Origin of the sequence: Streptomyces sp. AK02-01A (genome assembly GCF_033795305.1) — a bacterium.
GTDB lineage: Bacteria > Actinomycetota > Actinomycetes > Streptomycetales > Streptomycetaceae > Streptomyces.
This window is the reverse complement of the sequence record NZ_JARBAE010000039.1, coordinates 1-24,788: the sequence shown is the minus strand read 5'-3', so window position 1 is coordinate 24,788 and position 24,788 is coordinate 1. Positions and strand designations below refer to the sequence as shown.

General features: G+C 68.9%; 21 protein-coding genes. 9 read left to right on the top strand and 12 right to left on the bottom strand.

The window, feature by feature from the left end; genetic code table 11:
- Positions 1-102: 102 nt before the first annotated feature.
- Both PV679_RS28115 and PV679_RS28110 read left to right on the top strand, forming a co-directional pair.
- Positions 103-873 carry an IclR family transcriptional regulator gene (locus tag PV679_RS28115; protein ID WP_319683241.1) on the top strand — a complete coding sequence of 257 codons (771 nt, stop codon included), beginning with the start codon at positions 103-105 and terminating at the stop codon, positions 871-873.
- Positions 870-1,709, top strand: coding sequence for an SMP-30/gluconolactonase/LRE family protein (locus tag PV679_RS28110; protein ID WP_319683240.1), 840 nt, complete (start codon positions 870-872; stop codon positions 1,707-1,709). Before PV679_RS28115 ends, PV679_RS28110 begins: the two co-directional genes overlap by 4 nt.
- A gap of 13 nt (positions 1,710-1,722) precedes the next feature.
- Here the strand turns inward: PV679_RS28110 and araD are convergent, their stop codons facing one another.
- From araD to PV679_RS28065, 9 genes are all read right to left on the bottom strand, one after another.
- Complete coding sequence (gene araD / locus PV679_RS28105) at positions 1,723-3,441, bottom strand: L-arabinonate dehydratase (RefSeq protein WP_416069822.1); 1,719 nt, start codon at positions 3,439-3,441, stop codon at positions 1,723-1,725.
- A complete protein-coding gene (locus PV679_RS28100; protein WP_319683238.1) occupies positions 3,438-4,349 on the bottom strand; it encodes a dihydrodipicolinate synthase family protein in 912 nt (303 codons plus the stop codon). The genes araD and PV679_RS28100 overlap by 4 nt, the downstream gene beginning before the upstream one ends.
- Positions 4,346-4,990, bottom strand: coding sequence for a GntR family transcriptional regulator (locus PV679_RS28095; RefSeq protein ID WP_319683237.1), 645 nt, complete (start codon positions 4,988-4,990; stop codon positions 4,346-4,348). The genes PV679_RS28100 and PV679_RS28095 overlap by 4 nt, the downstream gene beginning before the upstream one ends.
- 102 nt (positions 4,991-5,092) lie before the next feature.
- The gene (locus tag PV679_RS28090) at positions 5,093-5,800 is read right to left on the bottom strand and encodes a maltokinase N-terminal cap-like domain-containing protein (RefSeq protein ID WP_319683236.1); all 708 of its coding nucleotides are present in this window, start codon (positions 5,798-5,800) and stop codon (positions 5,093-5,095) included.
- Between the two features lie 225 nt (positions 5,801-6,025).
- Positions 6,026-8,269 (bottom strand): M4 family metallopeptidase, encoded by a 2,244-nt coding sequence (locus PV679_RS28085; protein ID WP_319683235.1) that lies wholly within the window; start codon positions 8,267-8,269, stop codon positions 6,026-6,028.
- Between the two features lie 663 nt (positions 8,270-8,932).
- A complete protein-coding gene (locus PV679_RS28080; protein ID WP_319683234.1) occupies positions 8,933-11,269 on the bottom strand; it encodes an ATP-binding protein in 2,337 nt (778 codons plus the stop codon).
- A gap of 89 nt (positions 11,270-11,358) precedes the next feature.
- Positions 11,359-11,982, bottom strand: a complete 624-nt coding sequence (locus PV679_RS28075; protein WP_319683233.1) for a DUF6879 family protein — start codon at positions 11,980-11,982, stop codon at positions 11,359-11,361.
- Entirely contained in the window at positions 11,975-12,244 is a 270-nt protein-coding gene (locus tag PV679_RS28070; protein WP_319683232.1) for a hypothetical protein, read from the bottom strand. The genes PV679_RS28075 and PV679_RS28070 overlap by 8 nt, the downstream gene beginning before the upstream one ends.
- Before the next feature lie 185 nt (positions 12,245-12,429).
- The gene (locus PV679_RS28065; protein WP_319683231.1) at positions 12,430-12,819 is read right to left on the bottom strand and encodes a cupin domain-containing protein; all 390 of its coding nucleotides are present in this window, start codon (positions 12,817-12,819) and stop codon (positions 12,430-12,432) included.
- Positions 12,820-12,870: 51 nt separating this feature from the next.
- Here PV679_RS28065 and PV679_RS28060 point away from each other — a divergent pair, with 51 nt between their 5' ends.
- The 5 genes from PV679_RS28060 to PV679_RS28040 all read left to right on the top strand — a co-directional run bounded on the left by PV679_RS28060 (position 12,871) and on the right by PV679_RS28040 (position 16,336).
- Positions 12,871-13,833 (top strand): helix-turn-helix domain-containing protein, encoded by a 963-nt coding sequence (locus PV679_RS28060; RefSeq protein WP_319683230.1) that lies wholly within the window; start codon positions 12,871-12,873, stop codon positions 13,831-13,833.
- A 709-nt stretch (positions 13,834-14,542) separates the two neighbouring features.
- Positions 14,543-15,364 carry a helix-turn-helix transcriptional regulator gene (locus PV679_RS28055; RefSeq protein ID WP_319683229.1) on the top strand — a complete coding sequence of 274 codons (822 nt, stop codon included), beginning with the start codon at positions 14,543-14,545 and terminating at the stop codon, positions 15,362-15,364.
- A complete protein-coding gene (locus tag PV679_RS28050; protein WP_319683228.1) occupies positions 15,361-15,567 on the top strand; it encodes a DUF397 domain-containing protein in 207 nt (68 codons plus the stop codon). Before PV679_RS28055 ends, PV679_RS28050 begins: the two co-directional genes overlap by 4 nt.
- A gap of 36 nt (positions 15,568-15,603) precedes the next feature.
- Positions 15,604-15,822 carry a DUF397 domain-containing protein gene (locus tag PV679_RS28045; RefSeq protein ID WP_319683227.1) on the top strand — a complete coding sequence of 73 codons (219 nt, stop codon included), beginning with the start codon at positions 15,604-15,606 and terminating at the stop codon, positions 15,820-15,822.
- Between the two features lie 70 nt (positions 15,823-15,892).
- The gene (locus tag PV679_RS28040) at positions 15,893-16,336 is read left to right on the top strand and encodes a YchJ family protein (RefSeq protein ID WP_319683226.1); all 444 of its coding nucleotides are present in this window, start codon (positions 15,893-15,895) and stop codon (positions 16,334-16,336) included.
- Between the two features lie 92 nt (positions 16,337-16,428).
- Here PV679_RS28040 and PV679_RS28035 read toward each other — a convergent pair whose 3' ends face one another.
- Complete coding sequence (locus tag PV679_RS28035) at positions 16,429-17,511, bottom strand: ATP-dependent DNA ligase (RefSeq protein ID WP_319683225.1); 1,083 nt, start codon at positions 17,509-17,511, stop codon at positions 16,429-16,431.
- A gap of 74 nt (positions 17,512-17,585) precedes the next feature.
- On the opposite strand from PV679_RS28035, the gene ligD reads away from it, so the two are divergent.
- Entirely contained in the window at positions 17,586-18,602 is a 1,017-nt protein-coding gene (ligD, locus tag PV679_RS28030; protein ID WP_319683224.1) for a non-homologous end-joining DNA ligase, read from the top strand.
- 91 nt (positions 18,603-18,693) lie between these two features.
- Here the strand turns inward: ligD and PV679_RS28025 are convergent, their stop codons facing one another.
- Together PV679_RS28025 and PV679_RS28020 are read right to left on the bottom strand one after the other, a co-directional pair.
- On the bottom strand, positions 18,694-20,856 hold the full coding sequence (locus PV679_RS28025) for an OmpL47-type beta-barrel domain-containing protein (RefSeq protein ID WP_319683288.1): 2,163 nt from the start codon (positions 20,854-20,856) through the stop codon (positions 18,694-18,696).
- Between the two features lie 47 nt (positions 20,857-20,903).
- A complete protein-coding gene (locus PV679_RS28020; RefSeq protein ID WP_319683223.1) occupies positions 20,904-23,384 on the bottom strand; it encodes a ThuA domain-containing protein in 2,481 nt (826 codons plus the stop codon).
- Between the two features lie 217 nt (positions 23,385-23,601).
- Between PV679_RS28020 and PV679_RS28015 the strand changes: the two genes are divergently transcribed.
- The gene (locus PV679_RS28015) at positions 23,602-24,636 is read left to right on the top strand and encodes a multicopper oxidase domain-containing protein (protein WP_319683287.1); all 1,035 of its coding nucleotides are present in this window, start codon (positions 23,602-23,604) and stop codon (positions 24,634-24,636) included.
- Positions 24,637-24,788 lie beyond the last annotated feature (152 nt).

Genomic DNA, 24,788 nt, shown 5'->3' with positions numbered 1-24,788 from the left:
GTCAATGGGTTGCGCAACGGCTAGCCTGTTCGTCATTCCGGCCAGTGGCCGGAGTACCGAACGGAAAGCCGGAGTACCGAACAGAAAGGGTGGTGGTCGGCCATGGGGCGGCTGGTCCCCGCGGTGACGCGGGCCCTGGACATACTCGAACTGTTCCTGGAGGGCGACGGCACACTCTCCGCTCCCGATGTCATCCGCAGGCTCCAACTGCCGCGCACCACCGCGCATGAACTGCTCACCACACTCGCAGCCCGCTCCTATGTGGTGCCGGTGCCGGGACAGCCCGGCCGCTACCGGCTCGGTGTGCGCACCTACCAGCTCGGCAGCCGGTACGCGGAACAGCTCGACCTCGCCGCGGAAGGCGAACAGGTCGCCCGCGAGGTCGCGGGGACCTGCGACGAGACCGTCCATGTCGCCATCCTCGAAGACACCGACGTCATCTACATCGCGAAGGTCGACTCCACGCACGCGGTCCGGATGGTCTCCGCCGCCGGACGCAGACTGCCCGCGCACTGCACCTCGGTCGGCAAGATGCTGCTCGCCTCGCTGCCCGAGGCGGAGCTGGAAGTCCGCGTCGCCGGGCACGAGTTCACCGCGATGACGCCCAACAGCGTCACCGACCCGGACGTCCTGCGCGCCGAACTGGCCGGGATCAGGGAGCGCGGTGTCGCCGTCGAGCGCCGCGAGTCCAATCCCGATGTGAGCTGTGTGGCCGCGCCGGTACGGGACAGCGCGGGCCGGGTCGTCGCGGCCCTGTCCATCTCCGTACCGATGATCCGCTGGAGCGACGAGCGCGAGGCCGAACTGGCCGAACTGGCGGTGAAGGGCGCCGGCGCGCTCTCCGGGCGCCTCGGCCACCGGGCGCGGCCATGAGGGCCGAGGTCGCCGTACGGGCGAGCGCCCGGCTCGGCGAGGGCCCCACCTGGGACGCCGCCTCCGGCCGGCTGATCTGGGTCGACATACTCTCCTCGCGCGTCCACACCTACGACCCGTCCGACGGCCGCCGCACCGTCCTGGCGACCGAACAGCATGTCGGCGCGGCCAAACCGCGCGCCGATGGCGGCCTGGTGGTCAACTTGCGGGACGGCATCGGCGTGTACGACTCCGCCGGGACCTTCTCCTGGCTGGTCCACGACCCGGTGCCCGGCCGCCGCGGCAATGACGCGGCCGTCGCACCGGACGGCTCGCTCTGGGCCGGAAGCATGCGCTACGACGAGGCCCACGCGGGCGGCACACTGATCCGGGTGGCACCGGACGGTTCGGCCGCCGAGGCACTGACCGTCTCCGTCGGCAACGGCACGGGCTGGAGCCCCGACGGCCGGACGATGTACTACATCGACAGCCCCACCCGCCGGATCGACCGCTTCCGCGTGAACGGCGAACGCGTCACCGACCGGCGGACGCTGGCCACCGTCGAGCCCGGCGCCGGCGTCCCGGACGGACTCACCGTCGACGCCGACGGCTGTGTCTGGGCCGCGCTCTGGGACGGCGGACAGATACGCCGCTACACACCCGACGGCGCGCTGGACCGCACCGTCGAACTGCCCGTACGCCGGCCCACCTCCTGCGCCTTCGGCGGTCCCGGACTGCGGGACCTCTACATCACCACGGCCCGCACCGGCATCGAGCGCCCGCATCCGCTCTCCGGCTCACTGCTGGTCCTGCCGGACGCGGGACAGGGCCTGCCGGCCACCGCCTTCGGAGGCTGACCGGCCCCGGCGCTCAGCCGGCGTACGGATCGGGCACCTCGCCGGGACGGGACAGGAACGCGAAGTCGCAGCCCGTGTCGGCCTGAGTGATCTGCTCGCTGTAGAGCGCGCCGTAGCCCCGTCCGAACCGCTCCGGCGGCGGAGTCCAGCGGCTGCGCCGACGGTCCAGCTCCTCGTCGGCGACCTCCAGCCGCAGTGTGCGCGCCGCGACATCGAGGGTGATCGGATCACCGGTACGCACCAGCGCGAGCGGTCCGCCGACATGGGACTCCGGCGCCACATGCAGCACACACGCGCCGTAACTCGTGCCGCTCATCCGGGCGTCGGAGATCCGCACCATGTCACGGACTCCCTGCCGCAGCAGATGATCCGGAATCGGCAGCATCCCGTACTCCGGCATACCGGGCCCGCCACGCGGGCCCGCGTTGCGCAGGACCAGCACATGGTCCGCGGTGATACCGAGCGCGGGATCGTCGATGGTCCGCTGCATGGTCCGGTAGTCGTCGAAGACCACGGCGGGCCCGGTGTGCCTCAGCAGCGCCGGATCCGCGGCGATGTGCTTGATCACCGCACCGTCGGGACAGAGGTTGCCGCGCAGCACCGCGACTCCGCCCTCCGGCGCCAGCGGCCGGTCACGAGGACGGATCACCTCGGAATTGTGGACGCGCGCGCCGTCGAGCTGCGCGCGCAGCGTCGGTCCCGCGACGGTCGGCCGGTCCGGATGCAGCAGATCCGTCAGCCGTGACAGAAACGCCGGCAGCCCGCCCGCGAAGTGGAAGTCCTCCATCAGATAGCGGCCGCCGGGGCGCAGATTCGCCAGCACCGGGACCGTACGCGCGACCCGGTCGAAGTCGTCCAGCGTGAGCCGTACACCGGAGCGCCCGGCCATCGCGATGAGATGGATGACGGCGTTGGTCGAACCGCCCAGGGCGAGCACGGTGGTGACCGCGTCCTCGTACGCCTCCCGGGTCAGGATCCGCGACAGCCGCAGATCCCGCTGGACGAGATCCACGATCACCCGGCCCGACGCGGCGGCCATCCGCTCGTGCCCGGAGTCCACCGCGGGTATGGACGAGGCGCCCGGCACGGTGACTCCCAGCGCCTCGGCCGCCGCGGTGAGCGTGGAGGCGGTGCCCATCGTCATGCAGTGACCAGGAGAGCGGGCCAGACCGTTTTCCAGCTCCGCCAGCTCACGGTCACCGATCAGCCCGGCCCGCCTGTCGTCCCAGTACTTCCACATGTCGGTGCCGGAACCGAGCACTTCGTCGCGCCAGTGACCCGGCAGCATCGGACCCGCCGGGACGAACACGGCGGGCAGATCGACACTCGCCGCGCCCATCAGCAGCGCCGGGGTCGTCTTGTCGCAGCCGCCCATCAGCACCGCGCCGTCCACCGGATAGGAGCGCAGCAGCTCCTCGGTCTCCATGGCGAGGAGATTGCGATACAGCATCGGCGTCGGCTTCTGGAAGGTCTCCGACAGCGTGGAGACCGGGAATTCCAGCGGAAATCCACCGGCCTGCCACACACCGCGCTTCACCGCCAGCGCCCGCTCCCGCAGATGCACATGGCAGGGATTGATGTCGCTCCAGGTGTTCAGGATCGCGATCACGGGCTTGCCGAGATGCTCCTCCGGGAGATAACCGAGCTGCCTGGTGCGGGCGCGGTGACTGAACGACCGCAGCCCGTCCGTCCCGTACCACTGATGGCTGCGCAGCTCCTCCGGCGCCTTCACAGCTCCCACCCGCGCACCAGCGCCGCGACGTCGGCGCGCAGCGCGGCGGGCAGTGGCCGGCTGGGCGGGCGCACCTCGCGGCGGCACAGACCGAGCGAGGCGAGGGCCTCCTTGACGACCGAGACATTGTCCGCGGACTGGCCGGCGGCGCGCAGTTCCTCGAACGGCCGGATCCGCTGCCAGATCTCCATGGCGGCCGGGAAGTCTCCGGCGCGCAGCCGCCCCAGCATCGCGACCGACAGATCCGGCGCGACATTGACCAGACCCGAGGTGAAGCCGGTGGCCCCGGCCGCCCAGTAGACGGGCGCGTACAGCTCGGCGAGCCCGGCGATCCAGACGAAGCGGTCCAGACCCGCGTCGCGTGCGAAGGCCGCGAACCGCGCCGCGTCGGGTACCGCGTACTTCACCGCGATGACATTCGGGCAGAGCGCGCCCAGCCGGGCCAGTGTCGCGCCGCTCAGCCGCGGATCGCGGATGTACGGGACCACGCCCAGCTCCGGGACGGCGTCGGCGACGGTCCGCTGATAGTCGGCCCAGCCCTCCTCCGCGACATACGGATGCACCGGCTGGTGCACCATGACCATGGCCGCTCCGGCGTCCCGGGCGTGCCGGGCCGCCGCGACGGCGGTGCCGAGATCGTGTCCGACGCCGGCCAGCACCTGGGTCCGGCCACGCGCCTCGGCCACGGCCAGCTCCGTCACCAGCGAACGCTCCTCGGGCGAGAGCGCGTAGAACTCGCCGGTGTTGCCGTTCGGAGTGACGGTCCGTACGCCGCCCGCGATCAGCCGGCGCAGCAGCGCCCGGTACGCGTCGCGGTCGACGGTCCCGTCCTCGGCGAACGGAGTGACGGGAATCGCGACGACATCCGCCAGCGCGGCTCGTGTGGAGGTGAAATCCACGGTGGTCATACGACGGCGCCTCCCGGGAAGGACCGCTCGACGAAGCGGGCGATGTGGTCACGCAGGGCGCGGGCCGCGCCGTTGGCGTCGCCGTCCCGGGCCAGCCGCAGGATGTTCCGGTGCTCGGCCGCCTCGCGATGCCAGGTCGGCTCGGCGGCCCAGGCGACGGCGGCCACCAGCGCCGACTGATCACGGATCTCGTCCAGCATCCGCACCAGCAGCGGATTGCCGCACGGCAGGGCCAGCGCGCGGTGGAAGTCCCGGTTGGCCAGGGACCGTTCAGCGATGTCGGCCGCCGCGTCCGCGCGCGTGAGCGCCTGCGCGGCCTCCGCGAGCGATGCGCCGCCGGCGACGGTGCGCCGCAGCGCCTCGGGCTCCAGCAGCAGCCGTACGTCGTACACCTCGCGCGCCATCGCGGCGTCCACGGTCCGTACGGTGACGCCCTTGTACTGGCTCATCACGACCAGCCCGGTACCGGCGAGCGTCTTGAGCGCCTCACGCACCGGCGTCTTCGACACTCCGAACCGCGCGGCCAGTTCGGCTTCGACCAGCGGCTGACCAGGGCTCAGTCCGCCGGTGAGAATGTCGTGCTTGACCGCTTCCAGAATGTACTGGGTGCGTGAGGGAATCGGGGCGGGCGCAAAGGTCATCGGCGTTCATCTCGCGCATCGTGTCTCATATATGACGTATGAAGTACGACCGGAGAGGGACGCTAGACCTGGGCCGGGACCGCGTCAATGGCGCGTTACGTCTCACCTGGTGGGGCCGGGCGCGGTGGCGCGGACGACGGTGTACGGGCCGCGCGCCGTGGTGCCGTCCGGCAGGCGCCAGTCGGCGGTGACATGTCCCAGGACCGCCGCCGCTCCGGCGGACGGCTCGGCCCGCTCCGGCCGCAGGACGCGATTCACCCGGAGGGTCAGCCCCTCGGCCGGTCGCGGCAGCCCGGAAGCGGAGACGGTCCGTACGAGGAGATCCGTACCGTGCGGCCCGTTGATCACGTCCACCGGCCTGATCGACGCCGTACGGCCGGTGCCGGTGAAGTGACTGGTGACGGACGGGTCGGGCATATCGCTTGTGCTCTGGGCCTGCGGCTCGGCCTCGCCGAGGACGAGCGCGAACAACTGGGCGACGAGAACCGGATCGTGGGCTCCGTCATAGATCCACCGCCGTCGAAGCACACCGTGCTCAGCGGTGCCGATGAGCGCGTGGTCCGCTCCGTCGAGCGGTGTCCCACGGTAACTGAGAGGTACCTGATACGTGAGCGGCTGGTCTCCGGACTCGTCGGTGACCGCCATGAACTCGATTCCCACCTCACCGTGCGGATCGTCGAGCCGGAAGCCACCGGCCTTGGTCAGCCGCGGCTCGTCCTCCGTGCCGAGGTACCAGGGCTGCGCGGGCAGCCACGAGACGAGAAGCTCCAGCTTGCTGGGCGTCAGCGTGGTGTGGTGGATAACTGCCATGTCTCGACACCTTTCCCGTGGGCCTGCGCTCATCCTGCCACTCGCGCCGGCGTGTCCGTCTCCGAGGCCGGTCGGTCGCGTCATTCGAGGAGACCGCGTACCGGGCGTCGACCGGTGCCGCCGCGACCGCCGTCAGGCGGAACGCCTACCGCCGCGCCCGGTTGACCGGACGCGGCGGCTGGATGGTGCGGTGGAGAAGCTGGGTGGTGCGGTGGAGAAGAGGGATCAGAAGGTCATGCTCCAGCTATCGAGGTAGCCCGGCGGAATGGTGAAGATGCCGGGTGTGTCGTCCTCGACCCGCAGCGTCCAGGTGCCGTTGGCGGGCACCGCGGAGGCGTCGACCGTGTACGTCTCGTGCAGCTCCGGACCGGGAGCGTAGATGAAGTCCTTGACTCGGATCGAGGTGCCGTCTTCGCTGATCAGGTCGATGACCTGGCCACCGGCGAAGCCGTGGAAGAGATTGACCGTGATCTTGAGGTCGCTGGAGGCGTTGCCTTCCCGGCCGGTGACGGTGATCGGCGACTTGGCGATGCCCCAGTTCGGGATGTCGTACCGGGCCGGGTTGACGAAGAAGTCGCCGCCGGAGGCGAGGACGGTCCAGGTGAAGGGGACCTTGAGCGTCTCGGCCGCCGAGTTCCTGACACTCACGGTCGTCGTGAAGGTGCCCGCCGTGGTGGGTGTGCCCGAGATCAGGCCGGTGACGGGATCGATCGTCATGCCGCCGGGCAGGCCGGTGGCGGAGTAGGTCAGGCTGCCAGGACGGGAGGTCGTGGCCTCGATCTGCCGGCTGGTCGGCTGGCCGACCGCCACATCCCTGGTGGACGGCGCCGTGACGGCGATGTGGTTGACGTAGCGGGGACCGACGTTGACGGCGGCCCAGGCGTTGCCGACGGCCTCGTAGGCGTCACTGGACTTGCCGAACAGGTCGGCCGCCGCCTGGAGCGTGGCGGTCCGGGCGCCGGCGTAGTTGGTGTCGCTGGTCATGTAGAGGGTCAGCGCCCGGTACCAGACATTGGTGGCGTTGTGCAGACCCAGACCGGCGACGGGCTTGTTGTCGTAGGTGGGGCTGTCGTAGGAGACACCCTTGATGGTCTTCTTGCCGCTGCCTTCGGCGAGCAGATAGAAGAAGTGGTTGCCCACGCCGGAGCTGAAGTGCGGGTCGAGCGAGTCGGTTTCAGGGGTCCAGAAGTCCTGGGAGGTGCCCTTGGCGGAGGCGTCCTTGGAGGGCTGGTCCATGTAGCGCAGCGGTTTGCCGGTGCCGCGGACGTCGTCCAGTTCGCCGATCTGGTAATCCGGTACGTCGCTGGAGCCGTTGGCGAAGAACTCCACGGAGGCGGCCATGATGTCGCTGGTGGCCTCGTTCAGACCGCCGGACTCCCCTTCGTAGTCCAGATCGGCGGTGGCGTAGGTGACGCCGTGGGTCATCTCGTGTGCGGCGATATCAAGTGAGGTCAGCGGCCTGGCGTTGCCGATGCCGTCGCCGTAGGTCATGCAGAAGCAGCCGTCTTCCCAGAAGGCGTTGGCGTATCCGTCGCCGTAGTGGACGCGGGAGCGGGCGCCGACGCCGTCGTTGGCTATGCCGTTGCGGCCGAACAGGTCGTGGTAGAAGTCCCAGGTCTTCTGCGCGCCGTAGGCGGCGTCGACGGCCGCTGTCTGGCGGTCGGCGGTGGTCCCGTCGCCCCAGACGTCGTCGGTGTCGGTCAGCAGTGTGCCGTTCCCGCCCAGGGCCAGGTCGTACGTCTTGTGGCCACCGCGCTGCGCGTCGGTCAGTTCGTAGACGTCGCCGTTACGGACGGAGCCGATCTGCACCTTGCCGCTGTACTGGCTGTTGCCCGTGCCGGAGTGGATCTGCTCGTGGCTCTGGAGCCGCTCACCGCTCTCGGCGTCGGTCACGATGTGCAGCTCGCTGGGTGTGCCGTCCTCCTGCACACCGGTGACGACGGATTCCCAGGCCAGCGTGGGCGTGCCGGATCCCATCCAGACGACCAGCTTCGGCGCTCCGTCCGGGGCGGCCTCGTCGGTCTTCTCCGTCTCCGCGACGGCGAGGGCCGACTTCTTCGCCGCCGAGGCCGAGACGGCGGCCTTGGTCGTCGGCACCGAGACCTTCGCCTTCGACGCCTTGGTGACGGTACGAGTACCGGCGCTCTCATGGACGACCAAGTCGCCGCCGAGGACGGGAAGTCCGGCGTAGGTGCGCTCGTAACGGGTGTGCAGCGTGCCGTCGGCGTCCTTGACGACGTCCTTCGGTATCAGCTTCTCCTGATCGCCGAGCTTCAGCGAACGGGCGGTGGCGGTCGCCGAATCCGCGGCGGCCTTCAGCAGCTTGGTCCGCTGTGCGGGAGAGAGCTGGACGGCGGCGGCGCCGGGTCTTGGCTTCGCCGTGATCTGCCGAGGGGCCTGATCCGCGCCGGCCGGCGCGGCGGAGACGGCGCCCGCGGCGGGCAGCGCGGAGACGAGGAGCGCGGCCATGGCGACAGCCGCTGTCCCCGCCACACGCCCGCGCGCGGAGGTCCGGCGAGATGAGGGATGGGATGGATGAGACAACGTTGTCCTGGTGCTACGGAAAAAGTTCGTCACTCCTGCGGCTTCCTTCTGTCCGGCCGTGAGGTGGCGGCCGGTGGCGATGCGGGAACCGGAGGCTGGAATTCCTCCGGCGAGAAGACGTGCGATGCGACGTCCATGCGGTGTGCAGATAGTTTCAGCGGGAGATCGGATTGTCATCAGAGCGGAGATCGTTGTCCGAAAGTCGGTCAGCCGTTCGCTGCTGGTTCGCTCTCACACGCCGTGGACCACGTGGGCCTTTACGCGGCGGCAACACGGCGCTTACCAGTCACCTCGGCTTGTTTTAGACCGTGGCGTGATGGGCGCGGCCGGGGGAGCATCGTCAACCATGCCCGTCATATGGTGACTTGCCATCCTGTGCCGTGATCGGTGCCGAACACGCGATCCCGGACAGCGCCACGCGCCGCCGCGCAGGTGGGCAGGTGGGCAGGTCACGGATGAACGGGCGGCGGACCGCCGGGCCGTTGTCGCGGTCGGACCGAGGGGCCGAAAGTGGACAGGCTGACGGTGAACCGAGCGGTTTCCGGCCAGAGGTCCGTCCGGATGCCGGCCGTGCGATGGGCGGCGCGTTCAGTCGGCGGGTCCGGCCGTCCGCCTCTCCATTCGGGAGCGAAGGGACTCGGCGCGAGGATCGGTGTGAAGGGCCAGGTGCGTCAGGGCCTCGGTCCAGTGGGCGCGAGCCGCCTCCGGGTCCTCCGCATGGACGGCGGCGGCCAGTTGATCGAGTTCCACGGCGAGCTGCCACAGGTCTCCGAGGCCACGGTGGACGGCCGCGGCCTGGCGGTGGAAGGCGACAGCGTCGCCGTGACGTTCCATTACGGCGTACGTCTGCCCCGTGCCCCGCCAGGCCAGGGCTTCGCGACTGCGATCACCGATGCGCCGGTGGAGCATGGCCGAACGCTGGTAAGAGGCCAGAGCGTCGCCGTACTGCCCGGCAGCGCGCTGGATGTCGCCGAGGGTGAGCAGCCAGAAGCCCTCCAGCCCACGATTGCGCAGGCTGAGTGCGATCCCGAGGGCTTCGTCGATGGCCTCACGTGCCGCCGCGATGTCGTTCCGCTCAAGATGCAGTGCTGCGGTGAGCCACAGGGCGTTACCGACGCTCTGCTGGTTGTCCAGGGCGCGGTGAGCGTCGAGGGCGGCTTGGATCGCGGTGGCTGCTTCCGGAAGGCGGCCCGCTTCCAGGTGGGCTCCGGCGAAGTTGGACAGGGCGGACGCGGCCCAGCGGTCGCCGTTCACTTCACGGAAGACTCCTATGGCCTGTGCGAAGTGTGAGGCGGCAGCATCGAGTCGGCGGGCGCGCAAGTGGATGAGGCCCAGGAGATTGAGGGCATGTGCCTCCTCCACGCGGTTTCCAGCAGTGCGGGCAAGAACGAGAGCGCGACTCAGGTAGTCCACCGCCTGGTCAAGTTGGTGAACGGACCGGTGGGACATGCCGAGTTGGTTGAGCAGCAGGAGCTGACCATTCGTGTCGTTCACGTGCTCGGCGGACGCGAGGCCGACGAGTCCGAAGTCGAGCCAGTCCACGAAAGACGCGGAAGCGGACAACGCGTTCCACAGGGTCGCGGTCAGCTGCCAGGCGTGCTGGTGCAGCCCGGCGGCCGCGGCGGCTTGTACGAGGTGCGGGAAGGTGGCGCGTTCCCGCTCTGCCCAGTCGGCGGCGGCGTCGTAGTCGGAGAAGACAGGCGGCGGCAGGACTGTGGTCGTCCCGGGCAGCGACAGGTGGTCCTCACCGGGCTGGAGCCACGTCTGTGCCGCGTCCGCGGTGTGCAGGTACCAGTCCAGCACGCGGCGCAGGGCGGCTTTCCGCTGCTCGACGGGTTCCTCGTCGTGAGCCTGGTCGGAGGCGTAGGCGCGCAGGAGGTCATGGAACTGATAGCGGTCAGGCCCGATCTGCTCCAGCAGATGTGCGCCCACGAGGTCGTCGAGAAGCTGCCGGGCCCGGCCGAGCGCGAGGTCGGCGAGGGCAGCGGCGGCGTGGAGCCCAAACTCCGGTCCGGGGTGCAGGCCAAGGAGCCGAAAGAGCCGACCGGAGTGCGGCGGCAGCGCGTGATAGGACCAGGCGAAGACCGTACGGACGGCCTCGGCCTCCTCGTCGATTCCCGTGCTCAGCGCGTCCCAGAGCGCGGACTCGTCGCGCAGATCGGCCAGCAAGTCGTCGAGGCGCAGGTGTGGGTGGCCGGCGGCGCGCTCAGCGGCTATACGCAGGGCGAGCGGGAGGCACGCGCACAGCCTGGCCAGCTCGGTGAGCTTGTCCTGGTCGTCTCCCGGGCGGTAGTCCCTGGTGACGGCCCGCAGGAGTGCGACGGCCTCCGGTTCGGGGAGTGTGCCGAGGGTGATCCTGCGGGCGCCGTCGCGTACGGCGAGGGCAGCCAGGCGGTTGCGGCTGGTTACCACCACCAGGCTGTCGCCGCTGCCGGGAAGCAGCGGGCGCACCTGGCCGACCGTGGCAGCGTTGTCGAGCAGGATGAGCATCCGGCGGTCGGCGAGCAGGGAACGGTAGAGCGCGGCCGCGTCGTCCGTGTCCTGCGGTACGTCGCCCGACGCCACTCCGAGCGCGCGCAGGAAACGGCTTAACGCCTGCTCGGCGGTGACAGGCTCGCGCGGATCGTAGCCCCGGAGATTCACGAAGAGCTGGCCGTCCGGGAAGTGGTCCTTGACCTGATGGGCCCAGTGCAGGACCAGGGACGTCTTGCCCGCTCCGGCCGTGCCGGCCACCACGTGCACGGACACGATGACCTGGCCGCCGTCCCGGCCGGTCAGGATGGCGTTCAATTCGCCCAGTTCTGCGGTGCGGTTGACGAAAGTGTCGATGTCGGCAGGAAGTTGCCGAGGCGTGCGTGGACGCTCGGGTGCTCCAGGCGCCTGATGGAAGTGGATGTCACCGGTGACATTCCCGGCTTGGACCACATCACGGGACGTCCCGGAGAGATCGTTGGCCGAGTCTCCGGGCCGTCCGTCGGAGTCCGCCGGCTTGCCGATGGGTACATCCTTCCGAGTCAGGCCGCCGGGGGCGGCGGCAGCGGCGCGACGGCGCGCTCGAAGTAGGTCGCGATGTCCTCTGCGGCCGCGTAGGTCGCCCGCAGGTATGCCGTCCACGGTTCAACGACGGCCGGGTCGGTGAAGCGGATCGCACCATCTGGCACCCCGGTATCGGTGTACAAGACGTGGAAGAGCACCTTGTCGTCCTGAATGGTCAGTTCTGGAAGCGGTCCGTCGTTCTCCGCCGTGGCGACCGCCTCGGCAGGCAGAATCCGTACGCGCTCCCCGTGCTCGGCGCTGATCCGCAACGAATGCAGCTCCCACTGCACGTACGGCGTCAGCGGATTCTCCACCACGCGCACGCGGTGGAACACCGAGCCCCGGGCCTCTTCGTCCGCCTGGATCCCGCGCAGGTTGTCACGTTCTTCCTCGAACAAGCGCAGCGCCATGCTCCAGTCGCCTCGCCGCAGCGCGTCGCGGGACGGGCTGCCTACCTCTTCAAAGTGCTGTAGCCGTTCGAGTTTCCATGAGTTGCCGTTGCGGATCGTCGCGTCCCGCGCGCGGAAATCCTGGAGGTACTCCTCGTTTTCCAGCCGCCGGCCGCGTTCCACGGGAAGCGCCGGAGCGTGCACATCAAGCATCTGGAATGTCCGGCTTCGCCGCGCTGAGCATGTTGCCCGGAATGATGACGATTCGTTCGTCAGCGGCGAGCGTGACACCTTCCGGCAGGCGCGAATCGTAGTCGTCAGTCAGATCGCGGCCGATGACGGCGATATCGCCATTGCTGAGCTGCCAGATGTCCGGGCACTGCTCTCTGCCCTGGGAGTTGCCCAGCTCTTTCGCTGAATTTCCCAACCGCCGGACGAATGACGCGGACGGGTCGGCTTCCCAGACACGGGCCACGACCTGCCACCTCCAAGGTCAACGCTGTGACGGAACGTCACTGTCACGGTACCGTCCGGGTCCGTACGTACGCAGTACGTTTCGCGTCGTCTGTGAATGGCGGTCACTCCGGCAAGCGGGCGGAATCGTTCGCCGTGGCTGGGCGCCGCGCCCGGCGCCGCGACGGGCCCTGTCCGCCTTCGTCGTCAGAGGCCGTGCCCGGTCGTGGTATCGACATGGGCCGGGAGTGCGTCATGGCGATCACCGACCGAGAGCGTGCCGGTCGGCTCGAACAACAGGATCGAGGCGCCCTCCGGCGACGACGGCTTGTGCTCGACACCGCGCGGGACGACGAACACCGAGCCGCGAGGCAGGACGACGGTCCGTTCCGCACCGTCCTCGCGCAGCGCGATCAGCAGCTCGCCGTCGAGGACCTGGAAGAACTCGTCGGTGTGGTCGTGGACGTGCCAGACGTGTTCGTCGGCGACCTTGGCGACCCGTACGTCGTAGTCATTGACGCGGGTCACGATGCGCGGGCTCCACAGGGCATCGAAGGAGTCGAGGGCCTGGCTCAGCGAGATGGGTTCATGGCTCATGGAAGGATCATCGGCCTGGCGAGGGCCGAGCGCGAGTGTTAGGAATTGCATATGGCGCAAGAATCCTCGCACCGCGTGGTCATGATCGTCGCGGACGGCTCCAATCCGTTCGAGATGGGCATCGCCACCGAGCTCTTCGGCCTCGCCCGCCCCGAGCTGGAGCGGCGATGGTACGACTTCGAGTTGTGCGCCGAGACTCCGAATGTGCGGATGCACTCCGGGTTCTTCCAGCTCTCCGGAGTGGCCGGTCTCGACGCCGTGGACCGCGCCGACACCGTGATCGTTCCCAACCGCCCGGACCCCGAGAACGATCCACCGGACGCGGTCCTGGCCGCCGTGCGCCGGGCCGCCGCGCGCGGCGCCCGGCTGGTCAGCTTCTGCACCGGTTCCTTCACGCTGGCGGCGGCCGGAGTGCTCGACGGACGGCGGGCCACCACCCACTGGCGCTGGGCCGAACTCTTCGCGGCCCGCTTTCCGGCCGTACGGCTCGACCCGGAGGTGCTGTTCGTCGATGACGGCGACATCGTCACCGCCGCCGGCAGCGCGGCCGCTCTCGACACCTGTCTGGAGCTGATCCGCCAGGATCACGGGGCGCGGGCCGCCGTCTCCGTCAGCCGCAGGCTGGTCTTCGCGCTCCACCGCGACGGCGGCCAGCGCCAGTTCGTCGAACAGCCGCTGCCCGCCGTCCCGGACACCTCGCTCGGACCGCTGCTCGCCTGGGCCGGGGAGCGGCTCGGTACGGCGCTGACCGTGGCGGACCTGGCGGCCAGAGCGGCCGTCAGCCAGGCGACTCTGCACCGCCGCTTCCGCACTCAGCTCGACACCACGCCGCTGGCCTGGCTCACCGCGCAGCGAGTGGCCCTGGCGTGCCGTCTGATGGAGGAGGGCGAGGTACGGCTCGACCGGGTGGCGCGCGTCAGCGGCCTGGGCACGTCGGCGAACCTGCGCGCTCAGCTCCGCCGCCGCACGGGTCTCCCGCCGAGCGCCTACCGCCGCCGGTTCGGCCCGGCGTGAGAGGCCGTTCGACGCCGTGACGCGTGTCAGTCGACGCCGTGACGCGTCAGCAGCGCCGTGTTATGGCGCCTCCGGGCGCCCGTCGGGCGCTCGCCCATTCCAGTGGTTCCGTAATTCCGCGTCGCAGGCCCGTACGATCCAGCCGGCGCCGGCCGTCCGTGCCTCGTCACGCTGCTTGGCCAGTGCGGCGCATACGTCACAGCCGTCCACCGGAACGGGCGCGGCTCCTGGATCCGTGGTCACCGCCCGTTCCCGTTGCGCCGCCCGTTCCGCTCCGCCGCGCGTGCGCTGAGCACTTCGTCGGAAGAAGGCGGGGCCACATAGTCGGGGCACTTCGGCGAACCGCATTCACACCGGGGCCATCGAAGGCCGGATCCTGGGACGAGGTCCGCGCCTTCCGGTTCGGCGCCGGCCTTCTGGACCAGGAGGACACCGTCCACGCCGAACGCCGCCGACAGCCGGGACAAGAACCGTCGCGACTCGCTCCGTGTCATACGGCCAACCGCCTCAGGTCCTCCGGCGGCGACCGACGCGTCCGGGCCGGGCGACTCGTCTGCCGGTTCCGATACCTGAGGGGTTTTCTCGCGCATGAGGATGTGCCTTCCGTAATCGCGCATTCGCCGTCTGTGTTCAAGCATCGGCTGGCGCGAGTACGCTCAACAGGGGGTCGGCGTTGACTATGAGGGCTTTCAAGGAAAGGGCTGCCCGCGTGGCATATGCAGACGAGCTGGATCCGGCGGACTCCGTACTGTCGTTCTACGCGACGGATCTACGGAGGCTCCGCGAGAAGGCGGGTATGTCTCAACGGGCCCTGGCTGCCGAGGCGTTGATGGCGCCCTCGCTGCTCAACAAGATTGAGGCGGCGAAGCGGTTACCGACGAAAGAGCTGTCAGCGCTCGCGGACAGGACGTTCGGCACTGACGGTCACTTCACTCGGCTCTGGCCTCTGGTCATCAAGTACGCCTATCCCAAGTGGTTCCGGCCGTTCGTGGAGCTTGAGGAAGCGGCGTCGGAGATTCGGTCGTTCGAAGTGCAGGTGATGCCTGGTCTGTTGCAGACGGAGGGCTATGCGCGTGAGGTGCTCGCCGCTAGACGGCCCAACCCCGATGTCGTCGAAGAACACGTCATCGCCCGGCTCGAACGGCAACGTATCCTCATGCGCGACAGCCCGCCGGAACTGTGGATAGTGCTGGATGAGAACGTGCTCCGCCGTCGCATGGGGAGCGTTGACACGATGCGTGGTCAACTGGAACACCTACTGACAGCCGCGCAGACGTATAACACCGTGCTTCAGATCATCCCGTACGACGCTGGTGGGCACGCGGGGGTAGGTGGACCGTTCTCCGCACTCACGCTGGATGAAGGGCCGGATGTCGTATACGTCGACGGCTTCCTGCAAGGGCAGATCCTCGCCGAGCCCGAGGACGTAAAGGCGGCCACGCGTGCCTATGATCTGCTCGCAGCCGCTGCCCTTTCGCCCAACCGCTCGATCGATATGATCGCCGACTCTTTGAAGGAACTCAGACCATGATCAGCTTGAGCAGTCTGCCCGGTGTGGTGTGGCGTAAGTCCAGCCACAGCAGCGACAATGGCGGCAACTGCGTGGAGGTCGCGTCCGGTCTGTCCGGTGTGGTGCCTGTCCGTGATTCCAAGAGGCCTGCCGGTCCGGTGCTTGTGTTCGCTTCTGGCGCGTGGGCCGGTTTCGTCGCGTTCGCCGCGAGCAAGGTGGATTAGTCAGGTGTTCTGACGTGTTTTGAAGGAACTCAGACCATGATCAGCTTGAGCGGTCTGCCCGGTGTGGTGTGGCGTAAGTCCAGCTACAGCAGTAGCAACGGTGGCGACTGTGTTGAGGTCGCGTCCGGTCTGTCTGGTGTGGTGCCTGTCCGTGATTCCAAGAGGCCTGCCGGTCCGGTGCTTGTGTTCGCTTCTGGCGCGTGGGCCGGTTTCATCGCGTTCGCCGCGAGCCGGGACGACCAGGTGGCCCGTTAGGCCCTGTCCGGTCGCGCGTCCTCGGCGGGCTGGTCGGGAGAGTGTCCCGCGCAGGCCGCAGAATGGGGCCATGTCCCGACGATCCGTCCGTGCGCCACGCGCCAAGCGTTCCGAACTCCCTGCCGTCACCACCGCCTCGCCGTGTCCCTGCGGTCTGCCCGCCGCGTATGGCGCGTGCTGCGGGCGGTTCCACACGGGACCCGCCACCGCGCCCACCGCCGAGCTGCTGATGCGTTCCCGCTACAGCGCCTTCGCCGTGCGTGACGAGCCGTATCTGCTGACGACATGGGATCCTGCCACCCGCCCGCCGAGCGTGGATCTCGAACCCGCGATGCGGTGGACGGGACTGGAGATCCTGGAGACCACCGACGGCAGCGCGTTCCACACCACCGGCACCGTCACCTTCCGCGCCCGCTTCACTCAGCAGGGCAAGCCCGGCGTACTGCACGAGCGGAGCCGTTTCGCGCGCCACGAAGGTGCCTGGGTCTATGTGGACGGCACCTTCGCGGAGTGACCTGACCTGACCTGACCTGACCTGACCTGACCGGGCCGGGCCGGACCGGACCGGACCGGACCCGACCTGACCGGACCGCCGCCGACGGCCGCTCAGCCTCGCGGAATCGCCAGCACCTCCGCCAGGTCGTACCGCACCGGCTCGTCCAACTGGTCGTAGGTGCAGCTCGCGGGCGTACGGTCCGGGCGCCATCGGCGGAATTGCGCCGTGTGCCGGAACCTGCCGCTCTCATGGGCGCCTTCCATATGGTCGTAGGCGACCTCGCACACCCACTCAGGACGCAGCGGAAGCCACGACAGGTCCTTCGTACCGGACCAGCGGCTCGGTCCGCCGGGCAGCCGTGCGCTCTCGTGCGCGGTCTCCTCCGTCCACGCGGCCCACGGATGGCCCGCCGCCGACTCCATCCGCAGCGGTGCCAGCTCCTCGACCAGCTCCGCCCGGCGTTTCATGGAGAACGCGGCGCAGACGCCGACATGCTGAAGTGCGCCGGCGGAGTCGTAGAGGCCGAGCAGCAGAGATCCCACCACCGGGCCGCTCTTGTGGAGCCGGTAGCCCGCGACGACCACATCCGCGGTGCGCTCGTGTTTGATCTTGAACATCGACCGGGTGTCCGGCCGGTACGGCAGATCGAGCGGCTTGGCGATCACTCCGTCGAGCCCGGCGCCCTCGTACCGCTCGAACCACTCCCGTGCCAGCTCGATATCGGTGGTGGCGGGCGCGAGATGCACCGGCGGTTCGGCGCCGACAAGCGCGGCCTCCAGTGCCTCTCGGCGTCGCGTCTGGGAGACGGCCATCAGTGTGGCGTCGCCGAGGGCCAGCAGATCGAACGCGACGAAGCTCGCCGGTGTCCGCTCGGCGAGCGTGTCCACCCGGGATTTCGCCGGATGGATGCGCTCGGTGAGACGGTCGAAGTCCAGCCTTCCGTCATGGACGATCACGATCTCTCCGTCCACGACACAGCGCTCGGGCAGCTCGGCCCGCAGGGCCGTGACCAGCTCGGGAAAGTAGCGGGTGAGAGGCTTTCCGGTCCTGCTGCCGATCACCACCTCGTCGCCGTCGCGGTGGATGATCGCCCGGAAGCCGTCCCATTTGGCCTCGTACTGCATACCGGCCGGAATGCCGGCCACGGACTTGGCGAGCATGGGCTTCACAGGTGGCATCACCGGCAGATCCATGTCCCGATTGTGCTGGGGAACATCGCGCTTCGCCCGATATGCGGTCCAGGTGTGCCCGGCCTACGGTGGCGCACATGGGTGCAGCGGTGGAGCTGGAGGCGGGTGGCCGGACCGTACGGCTGTCCAGCCCGGACAAGATCTATTTTCCTGAGCGAGGCTTCACCAAGCTGGATGTCGCCCGCTACTACCTGGCCGTGGGGACGGGTGTGCTCCGCGCGCTGCGCGACCGGCCGACGACACTGGAGCGCTTCCCGGAAGGCGTCGAGGGCGAGTCCTTCTTCCAGAAACGCGCGCCGAAGAATCTGCCCGACTGGATTCCCACCGCCCGGATCGACTTTCCCAGCGGGCGCTCGGCCGACGAGATCTGTCCGACGGAGGTGGCCGCCGTGCTCTGGGCGGCGAACCTCGGCTGCCTCACCTTCCATCCCTGGCCGGTACGCAGAGGCCGCGCCGACCATCCGGACGAGCTGCGGATCGACCTGGACCCGCAGCCCGGCACGGACTTCGACGACGCGGTCCGAGCCGCCCACGAGCTGCACGCCTTCCTCGACGAGCAGGGGCTGCGCGGCTGGCCCAAGACATCCGGCGGCCGGGGCCTCCATGTGTTCGTACCGATCGAACCGCGCTGGACCTTCACCGAGGTACGCCGGTGCGCCATCGCCGTGGGCCACGAGCTGGAGCGGCGGATGCCCGGCCGGGTGACCACCGCCTGGTGGAAGGAGGAACGCGGCGAGCGGATCTTCGTCGACTACAACCAGACCGCCCGCGACCGCACCATCGCCTCCGCCTACTCCGTACGGCCTCGGCCGCACGCGCCGGTCTCCGCGCCGCTGCGCTGGTCGGAGCTGGACGAGGTCTCGCCGCGCGATTTCGATCTGGCGACCATGCCGGTGCGCTTCGCCGAACTGGGCGATGTGCACGCGGAGATGGAGGACGAGGCGCAGGGCCTCGAAGGACTGCTGGAACTGGCCGACCGGTACGAACGGGACCACGGGCTCGGAGACATGCCGTATCCGCCGGACTATCCGAAGATGCCGGGCGAGCCGAAGCGGGTCCAGCCGAGCCGGGCCAGACGCGACGACAGCGCGTAGCGGTCGTGTCCGCCCGGCTCCGCCGACAGACGAAGGTGCCCCCTCCCGCGAGAGAGGGGGCACCTTGGCGTACGAACCGGAGCCGGTCCCGCTACAGCTCCTTGATGCGGATGTTGCGGTACGAGATCACATCCGTCGTGCTGTGGACCTGGAGCCCGACATAGCCGGTGGCGTACCGCCGGCCGTCCGTGCCCGGGTCACCGGCGCGCTCGGGAGTGAACGTCTGACCGCCGATGTTGTCGAACTCGTTGATCAGGACACCGTTGCGCAGAATCGTGAAGTGCTGGCCGACCACACGGATCTCGTAGTCGTTCCAGGTGCCCTTCGGAGTGACACCGGCGCCGCCCAGGCCCACGCGGTCGAAGCCGTAGATCGAGCCGGTCTTGTAGATGTCGCCGTCCGGCTTGTCGAGAATCTGGATCTCATGGCCGTAGTTGATGGCGACCCACTCGGGGCGGGACTCCTCCGGGTGCCCGTGGACATTCGGGAAGCGGACGAAGACACCGCCGTTGGCGTTGCCCGTGCCCGGAGCGTCGTCGCGGAACTGGAGCTTCAGCGAGAAGTCGCCGTACTTGCGCTCCGGGAACCACAGCATGCCCATGCCGTCGACCGTGGTGCTGCTCTTGATGGCACCGTCGTCGGTCAGAGCGAACTTGCCGCCGCCCACCTGCTCCCACTTGGCGAGGGACGCCGCCGTGCCGTCGAAGAGATCGCGGTAGCCCGTGGTCTGGCCGGGCTTGCCGATCTTGGACTGGTTGGCGGCCTTGGTGATCTTCTTGAACTCGCGCTGGTCGATGACATTGTCGGCCAGCAGCTTGTCGAGCACACCGTCGACGTGCTTGAGGAAGAGGGCCTGGGAGGTCCACTCCCGCTCGTCCTCGATCAGCTCGTTGATGGTGCACCGGTTACGGGTGAGCCGGTTTGGCACGCCCGTGTCGACCGTGCCGACGATGACCGTCAACCGCTCGTCGTACTCAGGGCAGTTGGGAGCCGGGACACCGCCGCCCTGCGCGATGGTGAAGGTCACCTGCTTGGCCGGTGCGGTGTTGCCCGCCTTGTCGGTCGCGCGGTACGCGAACACGTGATAGCCGACCGGGTCGACGATGACGGGCGCGCTGTACGCGAGGTACGGGCCGCCGTCGAGCGAGTACTCGACCTTGTCCACACCCGACTCGGCGTCGGTCGCGGTGAGCGTCACCTTGGCGCTGGTGATGTAGGCGCCGTTGGCGTTCTTGTCACCGGCCACCGCCGCCGAGGTCTCCGGTGCGGTGGCGTCCTGCGCCGGCGGCTCCACGACGGTGAACCCGACGGACTTCTCGGCCGCCGCGTTGCCCGCCTTGTCGGTCGCGCGGTAGCGGACCGTGTGGGTGCCGACCTCGTGCACCATCACCGGCGCGGTGTACGGCTGCCAGGCGCCGTCGGCGCCGAGCGCGTACTCGATCGTGTTGACGCCCGAGCCGGTGTCCGAGGCCGTGACGGTGACCGTGGCCATCGTCAGGTAGTTGCCGGCCTCGTCCTTCTCGCCGCTGACGGTCGCCGAGGTCTCCGGCGCGGTCGTGTCGTCGGTCGGCGGGGGCACGACGGTGAAGTCCACGGACTTCTCGGCCGCCGCGTTGCCGGCCTTGTCGGTCGCCCGGTAGCGGATCGTCTGGGCGCCGACCTGGTCGACGACCACCGGCGCGGTGTAGGCCTGCCACGGTCCGTCGGCTCCGACCGCGTACTCGGTCGTCGCCACGCCGGAGCCGTCGTCGGTCGCCGTCACGGTGACCGTCGCGGAACCGACGTACGCGCCGTCGGCGTTCTGCTGGCCCGTGACCTCGGCCGCGGTCACGGGAGCGGTGGTGTCCTCGCCACCGCCGCCTTCGGTCACGGTGAGGATGCCGGTCATCATGTTGTGGCCGGGCATGGAGCAGAAGAAGCGGTAGGTGCCGGGGCTGAGGTTGACCTCGGCGGTGTACTTGCCGCCGTTGGCATCACTGGGATTGGCCAGGATGTTCAGCGGGACGTCGTTGTTGTAGTCCGAGTTGGACACGTCGAACGTCAGCGTGTGCGGCATTCCGGTGGTGTTGCCGGTGGCCGCGCTGTTCTCGAAGACGATCGTGGTCGGTCCGGCCACCGCGGTGGTCGGGAAACTGAGGTAGTGGTCGATGGGATCGCCGGCCGTCCAGGTGAGCACCTGGGCCGCCGCCGCGCGGTTGTCCGCACGGTCGTCGGGCCGTCCGTACGCCGCTGTCGTGGTGAGTCCGAGCACCATCAGCAGCGCGCCCACGAGCGCCGTCCACAGGCGTAGAGGTCGGTGTCTCACTGCGCCGCCTTCCTGGCCAGATCATCGGCGGCCGGTGTCGGCGCGCCGCCCTTGTATGTCACACGCCAGAGCGCGGACTGGGCATCGGAGGTGAAGAAGCCACGCCCGTAGTCCAGGACATAGAGCGAACCGTCCGGGGCGAACTTCCAGTCCATGAGGTTGCGGATACCGCCCTCACCGACCGGGATGATCTTCTTCAGCGACTCGGCGGACACGGGCAGTCCGCCCTGACCGGCGGTCTTCGGGTCGGTCAGCACCGCGTGGCGCGGGTTGTCCGCGTCGTAGAAGTCACCGACGAACCACTTGCCGTCCCAGTACTCGGGCCACTTGACGGCGCTGTCGGTCGTCGCGTCGTACCGGTAGACCGGGCCGTCCATGGTCGCCTGGCCGCCGCCCTTGAGCCACGGCAGCAGGAACTTCGCCTCGGACGCCTTGTAGCTGGGAACGCCGTTCGCGTCGCGCGGATAGTCGGGGGCACCGCCCTGCGGCGAGTACCAGATGGTGTTGGACTCGGCCGGCGGGATGTTCACCAGGCCGTCGTTGTTGGGCGACTCGTTCTTCAGGTTGTCGCAGTCGTACCAGCCCAGCGGCTTGCTCGGGTCGGGCAGATTGCGGTCGCGGTAGGGCTGCTTGTTGCCCATGCAGTACGGCCAGCCGCGGTTGCTGGCGTGGGTGATGACCGAGAAGGTGTCGTACTTCGCCGGGCCCCAGGTGGTGCTCGGCGCGTTCGCGTCCGGGCCGACCCAGCCCGCGTACAGCACATCGGTCTTCGTGTCGATGGAGATACGTGCCGGGTTGCGCACGCCCATCACATAGATCTCGCCGCGGGTCTTGCCGCCGCCCTCGGCCGTCTCCTTGCCCGTGAAGAGGTTTCCTTCGGGCAGGGTGTACGTCCCGTTGTCCTCCGGGTGGATGCGCAGGATCTTCCCGTTGAGGTTGTTGGTGTTGCCCGCGGTGCGGCGTGCGTCCGCGAAGGAGACACCCTTGTAGTTGGGCTGCGGGTTGTTGCCGGAGTAACCGTCGCTGAAGCCGGACGAGTTGTTGTCGCCGACGGCGATGTACAGATTGCCCTTCGAGTCGAAGGCCATGCCGCCGCCCGCGTGGCAGCAACTGTGGATCTGCACCGGCCACTGCAGCAGGACCTTCTCGGAGGCGAGGTCCAGCTTGTTGGTCGTCAGGTCCAGTGTGAAGCGGGCGACCCGCCGCTTGCCCATCTGGGTGTCACGGTTGATCTCGGAGTGCGGTGAGTAGTGCAGATACACCCAGCCGTTGGTCTCGAAGTCGGGGTCGAGCACGATGCCGAGCAGCCCCTCCTCGACCTTCTGCAGCTCGTCGCCGCCGCCCTTGTTGCCGAAGACGGTCAGTGAGCCCGCGAGGGTCACCTTCTTCGTCACCGGGTCGTAGACGTGGATGTCGCCCTTGCCCTTGCCGACGTCCGGGTTGTTCCAGTCGGTCACGACAGGGTCGCTGCCGGTACCGCCACCGCGGCCGATGTACAGCACACGTCCGTCGGGCGCGACGACCATGCCGTGCGGCTCGCCGATCTGGTCCTGCTGGCCCGGCTGGTTCGGCTGGGTGACGCGCTCCGCCGTGTAGTTGGCGTCGATCGTCGCCTTGCAGTCGGCGCGGGAGAGCCGCGTCGTCCACAGGAGTGCGCCGCGCAGATGGTCGCGGAAGTCGGTCTCGGCGAACGACTCGGCCGTACCGCCCATGCCGGTGTAGAAGGACCGGCCGCCGTCGTAGTCACGGCACCAGGAGACCGGATGGTCGGAGCCGTTGGCACCGGCGCCGGGCTGGTACGTGCTCTCCCTGACGCGGGCCACGGTGTGCACCTTGCCGGTCGGGTTGCTCGCCCAGTTGATCCACTTGTCCGGGCGCTTCCACTCCAGCGGAAGGTCCTTCGTGGCCGGGTTGACCCGGTCGCCGACCTCGACGGTCGCGCGCTGGACATTGGTGGGACTCGTGGCGGCCGGCCGGGCTCCGATCAGCCCGGTGAACCAGTCGGAGTACGGCTCCGTACGGGCCGCGTCATGGATGCCGAGGAAGCCGCCACCGGCCTCCACATAGGCCTCCAGGCCCGCCTCCTGCTCGGGATCGAGCACATCGCCGCCTCCGGTGAGGAAGACGACCGCGTTGTACGTACCGAGCTTCTTGGCCTTGGTGAAGACCGAACCGTCGTCCGTGGCCTCGGTCTTGAAGCGCTGCGCGGCGGTTCCCGACAGGCCGATCGCCTCGATGGCCTCGATACCGGCGTCGACGGCCGGTGACTCCTCGGTGGCCGACGCGTGGAAGACGAGGACCTTGACGTTCTTGCCGCCGGGAGGCGACGGAAGGGACAACGTTGTCGACGGCGCTTCCGGGTACGGTCTTGCGGTCGCGGCGGTGCCGCCGAGCAGAGACGCCGCCATCGTGCCGGCCACCAGGGCCGCGGCCATTCCGCGCCTGGATCTTGACCGGTGATGTGGTGCGCGCTGCATGTGTTCACCCACCCCTCTTTGGTCACACCTCTTTGGGTCATAGCAACAGCGCCTGAAGCTAGACCTCTTTCGGTGACTCGCCAATAGGTTGAACCGTAATCCCACCAACTTTGTCCTGAGTGTGGATAAACGAAGATCACTGGTCTACCGTGTGGCCGTCCCAGGGGCCTCGTGGGCCCCGCAACCTCCATACGGCACTGGGGAGTTCGGTATGGCCATGGACAGACGGACCTTCAACCGGCGCCTGTTGGCGGGAGGCGCGGTGGCGGCGACAGGAGTGACATCGTTGTCGGTCGCCACCGCTCCCTCGGCGACCTCGGCGGAACCGCCGCCCAGGACGGCGCCCGCGGGCGGACAGGTACGCCATCTCAAGCTCTACGCCGAGAACCTGCCGGACGGTCAGCTCGGCTACGGCCTGGAGAAGGGCAAGGCGACCGTGCCGGGGCCGCTGATCGAGCTGGTGGAGGGCGACACCCTGCACATCGAGTTCGAGAACGCGGCGGACGTGGCGGCCAGCCTCCATGTCCACGGCGTGGACTACGACATCGCCAGCGACGGCACGCGGATGACCAGGAGTCATGTCGAGCCCGGTGGCACGCGCACCTACACCTGGCGCACTCATGCTCCCGGCAAGCGCAAGGACGGCACCTGGCAGGCGGGCAGCGCGGGGTACTGGCACTACCACGATCATGTCGTCGGTACGGATCACGGCACCGGTGGTATCCGCAAGGGCCTCTACGGCCCGCTGATCGTCCGCAGAAAGGGCGACATCCTGCCGGACAAGCAGTTCACGATCGTCTTCAACGACATGATGATCAATAACAAGCCCGCCGCCGAGACGCCGAACTTCGAGGCCACGGTGGGGGACCGGGTGGAGATCGTCATGATCACGCACGGCGAGTTCTACCACACCTTCCATATTCACGGTCACCGCTGGGCCGACAACAGAACGGGCCTGCTCACCGGCCCGGACGATCCCAGCCGGGTCATCGACACCCGGATCACCGGCCCGGCGGAGTCATTCGGATTCCAGGTCATCGCGGGCGAACACGTGGGCGCCGGCGCGTGGATGTACCACTGCCATGTGCAGAGCCACTCCGACATGGGTATGGCCGGACTGCTGCTGGTGGCGAAGCCGGACGGCACGGTCCCGGGTTACGAGCCGCACGACCCTGACCACCCGATGGGCGCGGCGAAGCCGATGAAGGACATGCCCGGCATGAAGGGCATGACGGAACACTCGGGCCACTAGGTCCTGTCTGACACATCCCGCCTGGCCCGCGACGCCCGGCACGCCCGCTCGGGGCGTTGTCGGAGTCATCCGAGTACGTCCAGTACACGGATGATCCTCCGCCTTGGGATCGCACGCACCAGACGTCGCAGGCCCCGCCCTCCGGGCGGACG

Bases quoted from the DNA above. Each gene is read 5' to 3' on its own strand.
- PV679_RS28115 (WP_319683241.1), top strand. From the start codon at position 103: ATGGGGCGGCTGGTCCCCGCGGTGACGCGGGCCCTGGACATACTCGAA.
- PV679_RS28110 (WP_319683240.1), top strand. From the start codon at position 870: ATGAGGGCCGAGGTCGCCGTACGGGCGAGCGCCCGGCTCGGCGAGGGC.
- PV679_RS28100 (WP_319683238.1), bottom strand. From the start codon at position 4,349: ATGACCACCGTGGATTTCACCTCCACACGAGCCGCGCTGGCGGATGTC.
- PV679_RS28095 (WP_319683237.1), bottom strand. From the start codon at position 4,990: ATGACCTTTGCGCCCGCCCCGATTCCCTCACGCACCCAGTACATTCTG.
- PV679_RS28090 (WP_319683236.1), bottom strand. From the start codon at position 5,800: ATGGCAGTTATCCACCACACCACGCTGACGCCCAGCAAGCTGGAGCTT.
- PV679_RS28085 (WP_319683235.1), bottom strand. From the start codon at position 8,269: ATGGCCGCGCTCCTCGTCTCCGCGCTGCCCGCCGCGGGCGCCGTCTCC.
- PV679_RS28075 (WP_319683233.1), bottom strand. From the start codon at position 11,982: ATGCTTGATGTGCACGCTCCGGCGCTTCCCGTGGAACGCGGCCGGCGG.
- PV679_RS28065 (WP_319683231.1), bottom strand. From the start codon at position 12,819: ATGAGCCATGAACCCATCTCGCTGAGCCAGGCCCTCGACTCCTTCGAT.
- PV679_RS28060 (WP_319683230.1), top strand. From the start codon at position 12,871: ATGGCGCAAGAATCCTCGCACCGCGTGGTCATGATCGTCGCGGACGGC.
- PV679_RS28050 (WP_319683228.1), top strand. From the start codon at position 15,361: ATGATCAGCTTGAGCAGTCTGCCCGGTGTGGTGTGGCGTAAGTCCAGC.
- PV679_RS28045 (WP_319683227.1), top strand. From the start codon at position 15,604: ATGATCAGCTTGAGCGGTCTGCCCGGTGTGGTGTGGCGTAAGTCCAGC.
- PV679_RS28040 (WP_319683226.1), top strand. From the start codon at position 15,893: ATGTCCCGACGATCCGTCCGTGCGCCACGCGCCAAGCGTTCCGAACTC.
- PV679_RS28035 (WP_319683225.1), bottom strand. From the start codon at position 17,511: ATGGATCTGCCGGTGATGCCACCTGTGAAGCCCATGCTCGCCAAGTCC.
- ligD (WP_319683224.1), top strand. From the start codon at position 17,586: ATGGGTGCAGCGGTGGAGCTGGAGGCGGGTGGCCGGACCGTACGGCTG.
- PV679_RS28025 (WP_319683288.1), bottom strand. From the start codon at position 20,856: ATGGTGCTCGGACTCACCACGACAGCGGCGTACGGACGGCCCGACGAC.
- PV679_RS28020 (WP_319683223.1), bottom strand. From the start codon at position 23,384: ATGCAGCGCGCACCACATCACCGGTCAAGATCCAGGCGCGGAATGGCC.
- PV679_RS28015 (WP_319683287.1), top strand. From the start codon at position 23,602: ATGGACAGACGGACCTTCAACCGGCGCCTGTTGGCGGGAGGCGCGGTG.